This is a genomic window from Accumulibacter sp. (assembly GCF_016789985.1).
In the GTDB taxonomy this organism is placed as follows: Bacteria; Pseudomonadota; Gammaproteobacteria; order Burkholderiales; family Rhodocyclaceae; genus Accumulibacter.
In genome coordinates, this window is record NZ_JAEUOL010000220.1 from 1 (window position 1) to 12,513 (window position 12,513).

The window sequence follows — 12,513 nt, forward strand, 5'->3', positions numbered from 1 at the left end:
ATCGTCTTGCGCATCCCAGGGAGGGCCTCTTCCAGACCAAACCGTACCTCGTCCGCTAACTTATCTGTCTTTCCCATCGTCTCTCAATGTGTTGCCTCGTAATAATCAGAGATTACATTAAAAGTGATGGGTGGTAAGGGGAGACCCGGGGCGGCACAGACGCTTGCCTCTGACGCGCCATGGCGCAGAATCGGAAAGAAAGCCATGCTATCATCTGTGCCGCCGCAGACGCTGCGCCGGGCCCGGCACAGGCCACACCCAATCTCCAGCGTCGATGGGGAAGCGTCACACAGTGGTCGATTGTGCCGGTCTTCAAAGCAGTTGCATCGCATCATTCAACATTGATTTATAGATAAATTTTTGCATCTTTTCCGCAACTTCCCAAGGGGTGCGACAGATTACTGGAAGCGTGGCCGAGTGGTTTAAGGCAGTGCTCTTGAAAAGCACCGAGGGCTGATACCCCTCCGTGAGTTCGAATCTCACCGCTTCCGCCAAAAGATCGGCCCTGCGCTCCACCGCCGGAGAAATCCCAAGCATCGACTGCATGAACGTTGGCAGCAGCGCGGGCAGGCCGGACATCATGGCGACAGGACGGCTCAATGCCGTGAGCGGCCTCAAGCCGTTGGGATCACCCCGAGCGCGTCACCGGCACAATTCAACAGCGTTGTGGTGTTGCCCGGCCAACCGCACCAGAGCACACGTATCGACCAGTACAGGCCTCCCGGCCGTACTCCCGAACCTGACGATATGGCTCGCGCGGCGGTCGATGAGGGCAACAGGCAACGGGGAGGGAGTCGGGTCGGGCTACCGGACGGCTGGCTGGCCTGCGTTTGCTGGTGGTGCTCCCGGTTGCCATGTGGTCTTGCTCAATGGCCGGTGGCTCACGCCAGCAACGGATTCAACGGGCAACCGAGAGATCTCTGTCACCAAGCACTCAATCTCGCGATAATCGGAAGCCGCGCGGAGTCGGGCACAACCGACCGCCGCATCCTTATGCAGTTCTCGTCAATTGAGCCACCAGCGACACCACCCATGCACGAACGCAAGCCACCCGACCTCGCCGCCTTCGCCCTGATGATCGTGCTCTGCGCGACCTGGGGTTTTCAGCAGGTCACGATCAAGCTCGCCAGTGAAGGCATCAGCCCGGTTCTGCAATCCGGCCTGCGCTCGGCGATCGCCCTGCTGCTCCTGGCTCTCTGGGCGCGCTGGCGCGGCCTGGTGCTCACGCGGGCCGACGGCACCCTGCGCAACGGCCTGCTCGCCGGTTTTCTGTTTGCCGTCGAGTTCGTCTTCATCTACCTCGGGCTCTCGTTCACCACCGCCTCGCGCATGATCGTCGTTCTCTACACCGCGCCCTGCCTGACGGTTCTCGGCCTGCACTTCTTCGTACCGGGAGAGCAAATGCGCTGGCGACATTTCGCCGGAGTCGGTCTCGCCTTCGCCGGCATCATTCTCGGCTTCGCCGGCGAGAGTGGAGCGCCGCCTGGCGCCTGGATCGGTGATCTCCTCGGCTTGCTGGCGGCATTCGGCTGGGCCGCCACGACGGTGCTGATCCGGGCAACCGAACTGGCAAGGATCAGCGCCAGCAAGGTGCTTTTCTATCAGCTCGCGGTGTCGGCTGCGCTGATGCTGCCGCTCTCGCCATTGATCGGCGAAACCGGGGTCAGCAGCCTCTCCGTTCCGATCCTTCTGGCGCTCGCTTACCAGGGCGTGATCGTCGCTTTCGCCAGCTACCTCACCTGGTTTTGGCTACTCACCCGCTACCTTACCGCCCGGCTGTCGGTGTTCTCCTTCCTCACCCCGCTCTTCGGTGTCGCCTGCGGCGTGCTCTTCCTCGGCGACCGGCTGACACCCAGCTTCGTGGCGGCCGTTGCCTGCGTCACCAGCGGCATCGTGCTGGTCAATCTGCCGGTCCAGAGAGAAACGCGCAGAGCCGATCGATCACAATGATGCTCGGCCCCATGGCAGCTACAATGACCGGCAGGTCGACTCCGGTTCCCGCAAACCGAATCAGCGAGCAAACCTCCACTGCAGGCAAACAAGCACCGGAAAGGAGCACGCCAGTCAATGGGCGAAAAGATCGGGCGCAATGACCCCTGTCCATGCGGCAGCGGCAGGAAGTTCAAGCAGTGCTGCGGCAACACCGGCGTTGCCGCTGCCGAACAGCAAAGGAAGGATCACGCCGGTGCGGTCGACCGCGCGCTGGACTGGCTGGCGAACAAACATCGCAAGGCGGTCAGTGTCGCGATTGACGCAATGCTCTGCGACAACCTGAGCGAGGAGGAGCAGGAGGCTCTTCGAGCGCAGGATCAGGAAACCTGGCACAGCATTCAGATCAACGCCACCGAGTGGCTGATCGCCGAAGGCCACATCCATGCCCAAGGCGAGCACAAACGCGTGGCGGAGTATCTGCTCGGCCGCGGCGGACCGCTCTTCACGGTCGAGCAGCGTAGCTGGTTGGAGCAGTTGGCAGAACGCCCACTACGCCTGTACGACGTGACCGACGTCGTTGCCGGCCGGCAGATGACACTATGCGATTCTCTGGACGGCGACGCTTCGTCGCCGATCGTCGTGCAGGAAAGATTGGGAAGCCAGGCGGCCAGACCGGGCATACAGGTCGGTGCACGGATCATGGAGGTCGATGGCCATTACGAACTCTCCGGCGCCGCTTACCCGTTCTCGCCCCTCGTCGGGCCCGGTGTCCTGGCCAGCCTGCGCGAACGCGTGAATCGGTACGCCGGCCCTCGGCAAGAGCTGCCGGGGCTTCTGAGCTTCATCATCCGGCGCGCGTGGCTGGCACAATTCTGCGCAACGATGCCGCTGCCCAGCCTGATGGACGCCTATTCCAATCAGCCCATATTGCTCATCACGGACCACTACCGGGTGCAGGACTGGGCCGCCTTGACGCAGGCACTGTCCGCCCAGGGCGATATCGAAGGCAACCGGGAGTCTGGCTGGAGTCGTCTGATCGACTGCGAGGACGGACAGTCCCGCCCGGTCGCCACGGTCAATGCCGGAACAAGCGCCAACAAGATCAGCCTTTTCTACAAGACCCAGGCTTATGCCGACCAAGGCCGGCCGTGGTTCGACTCGCTGGCCGGCCCTGCGGTGCAGTTTGTTTCGCGCGAGTTGTCCGATCCCGCGGCGCTGATGCGCCGGAAGCCGGGCAGTCAGGAAGCAAGGCGCACCAGTGGCGGCCCCGATCTGTCGCCCGAAGCGCTCGCCGACCTGATCGAAGGGGCCCTTCTGCACAGTTACGCCAACTGGGCCGATGAGCCGATCCCGGCACTCGACGGCAAAACCCCGCGGCAAGCCATCGCAAGCCCCGCCGGCCTGGAACGGGTGCGGGGACTGCTGCGCATGTACCAGGTCGACGAAGAGCAGGCTGCGCTACAGCAAGGACGACGAGTGATTTCTTTCGAGTTCCTCTGGCGGACGCTCGGCATTGCGCCGTAGTCGCATCAGTGCCGTAGAACAGCAGATGCCGTCCTGGTGACCAGGCCGGCAACGGGCCAACCCGGTCCGTCAAGTGAAGCGACAGGCCCCCGGGCCGTCCGGTTGGCCACAACTGCCGCAGGGGCCGGGAAGCTCGGCGACGGCCGCAGACGAGCCGCTGAGGGCGGCAAAGGCCGACAGCTTCTTGCGCAGGTCGGTGCTGTGGCAGTGCGGGCACTCCGGCGCCGGCGAGGACTGGCGTACCAGCTTCTCGAACTCCTGACCGCAGGCACCGCACGCGTATTCGTAGATGGGCATGATGTCGATACTCCCGATGATTCCCGGATCTTGCCGAGCAACTGACTGATCCCGGATTCTGCAGATTAGCCGTGGTCAGTGCAAGCATGCCGGTCATGGCACGCCATTTCCACCCAGCTTCCTGCCGGGACGACGGGTGACGCGAACGCCCGGTTCCACACGCGGTGCCCCGCTCGGAACCGCCCTTGCTCCTTGCCTCCCCCATACAGTGAAGCGTCTCGTGCTGCGCACGCGGGAGAAACCGGAGCCGCAGGATGGACGACGTTCCCTTCGACTTTGCGGCCCACCGACGAGGGTTGCCAAGTGTCGGCGAATTTTACACGCCGCCATCACGTAACCTTCGGCCCATCCACAACCAATTGAATAACAAATATATTTATGGAATTTAGATACCTGGCACGCGGATTGCTTAACTCCAGATGAATGGCGTGCATAACCTGCACGGCCCAATTAACCATACTTTCTTCGGAGACCACGATGCCCAGACTTCTGTCCAGCGTAGCCCTTGCCTTGATCGCCGCACTGGCGGTCCCCGCCCAGGCCGCAGTGTTCTACTCCAACGACTTCGAAGCCACGGCCGCCGGCATGTCGGGGGCAGGCTTCCTGGCCGGTTCGCAGGGTTTTTCTGCCTTCGGTTTCGGCAACCAGTACTTCCGCAATGCGAGCACGGGCAATCCGGCGGCCTCCTCGGTGCTCGGGCTTTCACTGGGCAGCGCCGCGACCTCGGTGACGCTCAATTTCGATCTGGCCGCGATCGATTCCTGGGATGGAGCCAACTGCTGCGGGCCCGATTTCTTCAACGTCAAGCTTGACGGCGCAACGATCTACTCGAAGAATTTCGACATATTTGGCTCCCCCAGTACCGGTCCGGAGTTGACCAACCTCGTCTATGGGCCAGATATTGCGGTCTCGGGCTGGGGCGACCAGGGCTATAAAGTGGCCTTATCGCTCGGCAACTTGGCGGCGGGTGCGCACACGATCGAATTTTTCACTTCCGGAACTGGTTGGCAGGGCGGGGACGACGAAAGCTTCGCGATCGACAACGTGGTCGTCGAAGGGAATGGTGTCGGCAATGGTCAGCTACCCGAGCCCGGCAGTCTGGCCTTGTGGGGTCTGGCCCTGCTCGGTGCGGGGGCCGTACGCCGGCGGCGCGCATAGTTGCCGGGCGCCGGCAGGCGCGAAGATGTTTCATCCGACCCCGGCCTCACGCCGGGGTTTTCATTGCTGGAGCCGACTCGAGGTATCACCAGCGTGCTGGAGCGGGATCAGCGCTTTTCCGTGCTCCCACCACACGGAAGCACGGGCAGCCAGTAGCCAGTCGCCGTACTCGGCAGAGTGGTGACATGCCCCGACCTTCTGCTTCCTTCCGGCCGGCGCCTGATCAAGACCACTCAACCGAACCGCGACGGTAGCAGCCTCGCTGGCCAATGCACCGCAACCGACAAACCCGACCACGCCTCTCCTGCGCGTGTCGGGAAACTTTACACGAGTCGCCCGGAAGGCAAACCGTGCCAGCGGAACAAGCGCTTGCATCAGAGGTTTGTACGGCGTGGTACGAGCATTGCTTTACGGATCGCGGCACCCAAGCCCCCCCTTCCCTGAACCTGGAGAATCCGATGAAATTACTGCCGCGACTCGTGCGCGCCTTGATCGGCGGCGCCTTGATCGGCGTCGCCGGCAACGCCATTGCCACCCTGCACCTGACGCTGGACCAGCCAAATCAGAGCGGCACCGCGGGTACCCACCTGGCGTGGACCGGAAGCCTGTTCAACGACGGGAGCGATGTGGTGCAGTTCAGTGGCGCCGCGTTCAGCTTCGCGATCGTTTTCACGCCCGTGACGAACAACCACATCACCATCTTCGACTCGCTGGGTGTGTCCGGCCAGCCGGCAGTCATCGGGGTCGGGCAGCAGATCACCGGTCTGCAACTGTTCGACATGGAAATCGATCCGGCTTTTGCCGGCACGCAGCCGGTAAGCACCAGCATCGATTTCAGCCTGTCCGACCAAGTGGGTATCGGCCTGTCGTTTCCCATCGTCGTCGACGTGGCGACCACCCGCTTCAGCGTCACGGCGCTGTCTGCCGAGCTGCCCGAACCAGGCACCGCGCTGCTGCTGGGAGCGGCATGGCTGGCCATCCGCCGAATCCGTCGGGGCACCAGGTAGCTTCCCCCAGGAACACGCCGAACCGCTGGCGACCCACCGTGTCGGCCACGCAAGCCGCCCGATGCATCGCCGGCGAAATGTGGTGCGGCACTCGATCCTTCGGCGCCCGAACGCTCCTGTAATCGCCCCTTGCGCCTTGCCATCCTGAGGTTTCAAAGCCTGTGACGGCGGCAGGCAATCGTACCCTGGTACACTGCGGGCCGTTCCTACCTCTACCAGTCTCACTCGATTCTCCGCCACTGACGGACACGATTCGCCCGCCTGACCGCGCCGTGATCAGCGAGACGATCCGCGCATGCGTTGCGATCGGCAGACAGCGGGGCCGCAGCCCACCAAGCACCCAAGTGCTCCGGAGCGCCCGACAACCGCTCGACACAAGCTCCCCGGATGGCTATTCTCCAACCCCGCGTTTTTCGGCCGCGCGCAGGCCATGTCGATGTCAGCCCGCTTTCTTGCCGCGACTCCCTGACCGCCATGCAGCGCGGCGGGCGCGGCGAACGATGCGCAGCAAAACCATCCGACCAATGGCCAAGAACCCGATATGTCTCAAAGATTACCCGATACACCGCCGCCTGCTTCGCCGACTCCGTTGGCCGGCCCGACAGCCAGCAGGCCGGTTTTCTTCGATCCCAGGCGCAAGCGCTGGCCACGCCTGCGGCTGGGGATGACCCTGCTCGGCCTGACGCTGTCGGTCTTGTTGGGCATGCTCGTCCTGAGCATCCTCGCCAGCCCGGTGCTGCCGTCGCTGCACCTGCCCGGAGTCGGTTTTCTGCCACAGGGTGCGCATGCCTTGCCCGCCGTACCGGCGCTGACCGCCGAGCGGCGGCTGACACAACGTGAGCGTGCCGTGCATCGCGAAGCGCGCAAACTGGCACGCGAACGCGAGAACAGTCTGAAGCAGGTGCTGTTGCTGCCGCGCAAGGCGGGGCCGGGGGTAGACCGGCCAATGCTGGCCATCGGATTCTTCGTCAACTGGGACGACGCCAGCATGAGTTCGCTCAGGCAGAATCTGGAAAGCCTGGACGTGGTGATCGCCGAATGGCTGCATCTGGCCGCTGACAACGGTGCACTGCGCGAGAACGATGCCGCGCGCACGGCACAGGTGACCGAGTACATCCGTGCCCGGCGTCCCGAGGTGTCGATCGTGCCGCTGGTCAACAACTGGAACGGCCACCAATGGGAGGGCACAAAACTGGCGCGCATGCTGGCCAGCCCGGCAGCGCGGGCGCGCACCATCGAACAACTGAGCGCCTATGTGGAACGACATCACTTCGCCGGCATCAGCATCGACTTCGAGAACCTTCCCCCCAGAGCGCAGCCCGATTTTCAGCGCTTCATGGCAGAACTCTACGCGCTCATGCACCCAAAAAATCTCTCTGTTTCGGTGAATGTACCGGCCAACGACGCGGCTTTCGATTACCGCCGGCTGACGCTCAGCGCCGACCACCTGATCGTCATGGCGTACGACGAACACTGGAACGAAAGCGCGCCCGGCCCAATCTCCAGCCTGCCCTGGTTCGCCTCGGTGCTGCGCCAGCGCCAACGCGAGATACCCGCCGAAAAGATGATCGTGGCCATCGGCAGTTACGCCTACGATTGGCAGAAAGGTCGCCCGGCCGAGGAGAGAACCTTCGAGGAAGCGGTGCTGATCGCCAAGGAATCGGAAGGCCGGATCCGGCTCGACCCGGCATCGCTCAACCCCCACTTCGACTATGCCGACGACGACGACAAGACCCACCATGTCTGGATGCTGGATGCGGTGACCACCTTCAACCAGTTGGTGGCCCTCCGCTCGATACCAACGCGCGGCGTCGCGCTATGGCGGCTGGGCAGCGAGGATCCGGCAGTGTGGCAGGTGTTCGGCAAGAACGGCCCACTGGATGCCGCACGCGCCGCTCAGCTCGGCGAGATCCGCTTTCCCTACGGGGTGGATTATGAGGGCAAGGGGGAGATTCTCGAGATCACCGCCCAACCACAGACCGGCTCCCGGATCATCGAATTCGATGCGCAGCGCGGCTTGATCCGCGCCGAGCGCTTTACGGTGTTTCCCTCGCCCTACGTCATCACCCGCCATGGCGGCGCCGAAAGGAAGATCGCGCTGACTTTTGACGATGGGCCGGATCCCGAGTACACGCCGAAAATCCTCGATGCCCTGCGCCAGGCCGGGGTACCGGCGACCTTCTTCATCATTGGCGTCAACGGTCAGATGCACCCGGACCTGCTCCGTCGCGAGGTCGATGAAGGTCACGAAATCGGCAATCATACTTTCACCCATCCAAATATCTCGACCATCTCGCCCACCCAGTTCCAGCTCGAACTGTCCGCCACCAAGCATCTGCTGGCCAGCGCCGTGGGTCGTCATTCGCTGCTCTTCCGCCCGCCCTACGCCGTGGACGCCGAGCCGGAAACCATCGAGCAGGTACGCCCGATCGAACTGGCGACAGCCCAGGGTTATCTCGTGGTCGGCATGCAGATCGACCCGGACGACTGGAAGCGTCCGGGAGTGGAGGAGATCGTGCGGCGCACCGTGGCGGAAGCCGAGCGCGGCGAAGGCAACATGATTTTGCTGCACGATTCCGGTGGCGACCGCAGCCAGACCATCCAGGCCATCCCGCGCATCGTCGAGGAACTGCACGGGCGAGGCTTCCGCTTCGTCAGCGTTTCCGAACTCCTCGGGCGCAGCCGCGACGAGGTGATGCCGCCGGTGCCGGCGGACAGCGCCTGGCGGGCCTGGCTGGATGGCGCCGCCTTCGGCATCGTCAACTGGTCCGTGGCGACCATCCACTGGTTGTTCCTGCTGGGAATCGTGCTGGGTATCGGGCGCCTGCTGTTCGTCGGCGCGCTGGCCGTTTATCAACGGTGGCAAGAGCGCCGGCAGGTCTTCGACCCCGCTTACTCGCCGACGGTTGCCGTGGTGATCCCCGCCTATAACGAAGAACGCGTCATCGTGCAGACCATCGCCTCGTTGCTGGCCGGCGAGCACCCGCGACAATTCGAGATCATCGTCGTCGATGACGGTTCGAGCGACGCCACCTATCGCGTGGTATGCGAGGCTTTTGCCGACGACCCGCGCGTGCGCGTGTTCACCAAGAACAACGGCGGCAAGCCGGCAGCGCTCAACCAGGGAATTGCCAGGACGCAGGCGGAAATCGTCGTCGCACTGGACGCCGACACGGTGTTTGCCCGCGATACCATTTCCCGACTGGTGCGGCGCTTCGCCGACCCCCGAGTCGGTGCCGTCGCCGGGAACGCCAAGGTCGGCAACCGGATCAACCTGCTGACCCGCTGGCAGGCTCTGGAATACATTACCAGCCAGAATCTGGACCGGCGCGCTTTCGCCGTCCTCGACTGCATCACGGTGGTGCCGGGAGCGGTGGGTGCCTGGCGGCGCGAAGTGGTTGAACGGGCCGGCGGATTCACCGGGCAGACGCTGGCCGAAGACGCCGACCTGACGCTGGCGATCCGCAAACTCGGCTATGCCATCGTCTATGAGGACCAGGCAGTGGCGCTGACCGAAGCACCGGATACGGTGCGCGGCTTCGTCCGCCAGCGCTACCGCTGGATGTATGGCACCATGCAGGCCGCCTGGAAGCACCGTAACGTTCTCTTCCGTCCGCGTTACGGAGCGCTGGGTCTCGTCGCCCTGCCCAATGTGGTCATCTTTCAGGTACTGTTCCCGCTCATCTCGCCGATCATGGACCTGCAGTTGATCGGCTCGCTCGGCATCGCCGCATTCAATCAATGGCAGCACCCCGAGGAGTACTCGCCCGATGCCCTGTGGCAGGTGCTCTTCTACTACGCCCTGTTCGTGATGGTCGATTACCTGGCCGCCATGCTGGCCTTCGCTCTCGAACGCAAGGAAAGCTGGTACCTGCTCATCTGGCTGTTCTGGCAGCGCTTCTTCTATCGTCAGTTGATGTACTACGTGGCCATCAAGAGCACCCTCACCTCGTTGCAAGGCGCCGTGGTCGGCTGGGGCAAGATCGATCGCAAGGCGACGGTGCAACAGGTGACGCGGTAATTCCCGACGAATGCGCCGGTCGCGAATCCAGGACCGCTTCCGCGACCGGCTGTCGAAGCAAGGCGATCCCTTGTCCCCCTGATCAGTTTCTTGAAGCCCCCTCCTGCGACCCGGGTGACCGATCAGAGATAAACATTGACAATCATTCGCATTTACCAGACAGTTCGAATCATCCTAAGCCGGCGAAGCCGGAACCAAACAGGTCAAGGTTTTTGTCATAGCCAAAGTGAGTAAGCGGAGGCGGCCATGACACAGATGCTGACGGATCGATATCACGATCGGCTTGTTGGAATGCTCTCCTGCTACGACCGGATGGTGATTACTGGGACGTTGCCCGGCGCGTGCTACGCGGCGGGGATGACAAGTTTTCTCAACGCCAGGCACATCCGCATTTTTGACTACGCGCGCTTTGCCGAACCGCTGCGTGACCGCATCGTGAAGCCGCACAGGCACTGGCGACCGCGCAGGGAGTGCGCATCGAACACGTCGCCAAGGCGCACCTCCGCAAGGAAGACGTGGTTGCCGCGGTGCTCAAGGAGCATGGGGATCCTCCGGGATTGGTGCATGTGCTCTCCACCATGGAAGCCTGCGACGCCTACGAACCGTGGCACGACAAGCAAAGTCATCAGACCTTTCTGCGCCATCCCTCGGGCAAGTGCCTGCACTACTATTTTTACTGGAGGGACGAGGCCCTCGGACTCATCTACCTGCGCGTGCCAACGGGGTGCCCCTTCCGGCTGCAGTTTTATTGCAATGGCCACAGTTGGCTGGCGCGCTCTCTGAACGTGGCAGGCATCGACTACGCGATGGCGGACAATGCCTTCCTCCGTATCGACGACTGGGGGCGAGCTCAGCAACTCGCGGACGCCTTCTCGCCAGACACCCTGCATGCCCTTCTGGACCGCTACGCCGAGCAGTGCTGCCCGATCCTCGAGGTCTTCGGACAGTCCTATCACTGGAGCCTGATGCAGGTCGAGTACTCGACCGATCTGGTGTTCCGCTCCGACGCAATCCTGAAGTCGCTCTACGAGGAACTCCCCCGACAGGCGCTCTTCTCGGTCAAGGCAGAGCAGGTCGCCACCTTCCTGGGCAAGAAGATCACGCCGCAACTGGCGCAGGAACTCGGCAGCCGCTTTGCTACCCGTATCGAGGGCACCTGCATCAAGCCCCATTTCGGCAAGGTATCGGTCAAGATGTACGACAAGTTCAATCGCGTGCTGCGTCTGGAAACCACGACCAATCACGTTTCCTTCTTCAAGCACCACCGCAAGGGGGAACCTCGGGAGGGTCACGCGTCCCGCGAGATCGCCCCCCTCCGAAAGACCATCTCCAGCCTCATCGACTTGCGCGAGATCCTGCTCGGCTGTAACCGCCGCTACCTCGAATCCCTCTCCGCGCTTGACGACTTTTCCGCCGGCGATCGCAACCTGCATCGACTGACCAGCCCCAAGACGGTCAATGGCCATCGCCTCAAGGGCTTCAACTTCTTCGACGCCACTCAGCAAGCCCTGCTGCGCGCGCTTCAGCGTCCCGAATTCAACATCCGCGGCATCCGTCGTGCCGACCTCACCCCCTTCTTGCGCCAGATCTCGCCGGCCAGCATCACCCGCCAGCTTTGGCGCTTGCGCCAGTTCGGTCTCATCAAGAAGGTCGTTCATGGCTATCGCTATTACCTTTCCCGCCTCGGCCGCTCTACCATCGCCGCCGCTTGTCGAATCACTGAACAATCCATCGTCCCGGCTCTCGCCCACACTACCCCGTAACAGAATGGCTCAAAAAATGTAAAGATCTGAGTCATAACAGACTAATGACATGGTATCCGTCGGGCATGCCGAAATTTTCGATTCCTTGGCGAATTTGGCCTACTTGGTGCGTGATCGGATCGATCCTTTAGATTGTTAGGCTGCTTGTCGGCCAAAGCAGACCTTGGGCCGGTGATCAGGTTCCGACGGCAGTGCGTCAATTAGCCGCCACTCTAGCTCCGATGGCGGTCAAGGTCACCAACGTGCCCCCCAGTGGATCGGGTTTGGAGGATGTCCGAAGTCGTCGGCCAGTTTGCGCTGGGCCTCGATTTTGTCGAGGATCATCGGCAGGCGCTGGTGGTAGGTGTAAAGGGCGTTGGGCTGGGTGCTCATGGCAGGCTCCGGATTGATTGAGCACAACCCCATTCACGCACTGAATGATCAACAAGCCAAGTTGTTCATCAAAAGCTGGCTGCAGTTGTGCCACATTGATAAAATGCTTAAATTATGCCATGTCAATCAGGACGCCCAAGATGAAACGCTGCATCGTCGGTATTCGCCGTCCCAGTGACCCGGAGTCGCTTCCGGGCAAAGAAACGCCGACAGTCTGGTTTCCCTCAATGGCCACGATGGCGGCAGTACTTTCCGAGGACAGCCAGGCCCTGCTGCGCCTCATCCGCGACCAGCGTCCCAAGTCACTGACCGAACTGGCAGAGCTAACTGGGCGGCAGGTGCCTAACCTGTCGCGCACGTTGAGAATGATGGAGGGGTACGGACTGGTGCAGTTAAAAAAGAGCGTGCGCGAAATTGAACCTATCGCGCTGGCAACCAG

9 protein-coding genes and 1 tRNA gene are annotated in these 12,513 nt (G+C 62.5%); 8 read left to right on the top strand and 2 right to left on the bottom strand.

Annotation, left to right across the window (positions count from 1 at the left end; all coding sequences use genetic code 11):
* The first annotated feature begins 403 nt into the window (after nucleotides 1-403).
* The 3 genes from JNK99_RS12705 (at nucleotide 404) to JNK99_RS12715 (ending at nucleotide 3,456) form a co-directional block, all read left to right on the top strand.
* A tRNA-Ser gene (locus tag JNK99_RS12705) sits at nucleotides 404-494 on the top strand.
* A gap of 538 nt (nucleotides 495-1,032) precedes the next feature.
* Entirely contained in the window at nucleotides 1,033-1,950 is a 918-nt protein-coding gene (locus JNK99_RS12710; protein WP_291853682.1) for a DMT family transporter, read from the top strand.
* Nucleotides 1,951-2,067: 117 nt separating this feature from the next.
* A complete protein-coding gene (locus tag JNK99_RS12715; RefSeq protein ID WP_291853685.1) occupies nucleotides 2,068-3,456 on the top strand; it encodes an SEC-C metal-binding domain-containing protein in 1,389 nt (462 codons plus the stop codon).
* A 69-nt stretch (nucleotides 3,457-3,525) separates the two neighbouring features.
* Here the strand turns inward: JNK99_RS12715 and JNK99_RS12720 are convergent, their stop codons facing one another.
* A complete protein-coding gene (locus JNK99_RS12720) occupies nucleotides 3,526-3,753 on the bottom strand; it encodes a zinc ribbon domain-containing protein (RefSeq protein WP_291853688.1) in 228 nt (75 codons plus the stop codon).
* A 477-nt stretch (nucleotides 3,754-4,230) separates the two neighbouring features.
* Here JNK99_RS12720 and JNK99_RS12725 point away from each other — a divergent pair, with 477 nt between their 5' ends.
* From JNK99_RS12725 to JNK99_RS12740, 4 genes are all read left to right on the top strand, one after another.
* A complete protein-coding gene (locus JNK99_RS12725) occupies nucleotides 4,231-4,911 on the top strand; it encodes a PEP-CTERM sorting domain-containing protein (protein ID WP_291853691.1) in 681 nt (226 codons plus the stop codon).
* A gap of 458 nt (nucleotides 4,912-5,369) precedes the next feature.
* Entirely contained in the window at nucleotides 5,370-5,918 is a 549-nt protein-coding gene (locus tag JNK99_RS12730; protein ID WP_291853694.1) for a hypothetical protein, read from the top strand.
* A 589-nt stretch (nucleotides 5,919-6,507) separates the two neighbouring features.
* Entirely contained in the window at nucleotides 6,508-9,939 is a 3,432-nt protein-coding gene (locus tag JNK99_RS12735) for a glycosyltransferase (RefSeq protein WP_291853697.1), read from the top strand.
* A 470-nt stretch (nucleotides 9,940-10,409) separates the two neighbouring features.
* A complete protein-coding gene (locus JNK99_RS12740; protein ID WP_291853699.1) occupies nucleotides 10,410-11,702 on the top strand; it encodes a MarR family transcriptional regulator in 1,293 nt (430 codons plus the stop codon).
* 234 nt (nucleotides 11,703-11,936) lie between these two features.
* Here the strand turns inward: JNK99_RS12740 and JNK99_RS12745 are convergent, their stop codons facing one another.
* On the bottom strand, nucleotides 11,937-12,074 hold the full coding sequence (locus tag JNK99_RS12745; RefSeq protein ID WP_291853702.1) for a hypothetical protein: 138 nt from the start codon (nucleotides 12,072-12,074) through the stop codon (nucleotides 11,937-11,939).
* Nucleotides 12,075-12,214: 140 nt separating this feature from the next.
* Here JNK99_RS12745 and JNK99_RS12750 point away from each other — a divergent pair.
* A partial coding sequence (locus JNK99_RS12750; protein WP_291853705.1) for a MarR family transcriptional regulator occupies nucleotides 12,215-12,513 on the top strand: 299 nt, incomplete at its 3' end.

What these genes read in the sequence shown, in the direction of transcription:
- JNK99_RS12710 (WP_291853682.1), top strand. Translation starts at nt 1,033, where the DNA reads ATGCACGAACGCAAGCCACCCGACCTCGCCGCCTTCGCCCTGATGATC.
- JNK99_RS12715 (WP_291853685.1), top strand. Translation starts at nt 2,068, where the DNA reads ATGGGCGAAAAGATCGGGCGCAATGACCCCTGTCCATGCGGCAGCGGC.
- JNK99_RS12720 (WP_291853688.1), bottom strand. Translation starts at nt 3,753, where the DNA reads ATGCCCATCTACGAATACGCGTGCGGTGCCTGCGGTCAGGAGTTCGAG.
- JNK99_RS12725 (WP_291853691.1), top strand. Translation starts at nt 4,231, where the DNA reads ATGCCCAGACTTCTGTCCAGCGTAGCCCTTGCCTTGATCGCCGCACTG.
- JNK99_RS12730 (WP_291853694.1), top strand. Translation starts at nt 5,370, where the DNA reads ATGAAATTACTGCCGCGACTCGTGCGCGCCTTGATCGGCGGCGCCTTG.
- JNK99_RS12745 (WP_291853702.1), bottom strand. Translation starts at nt 12,074, where the DNA reads ATGAGCACCCAGCCCAACGCCCTTTACACCTACCACCAGCGCCTGCCG.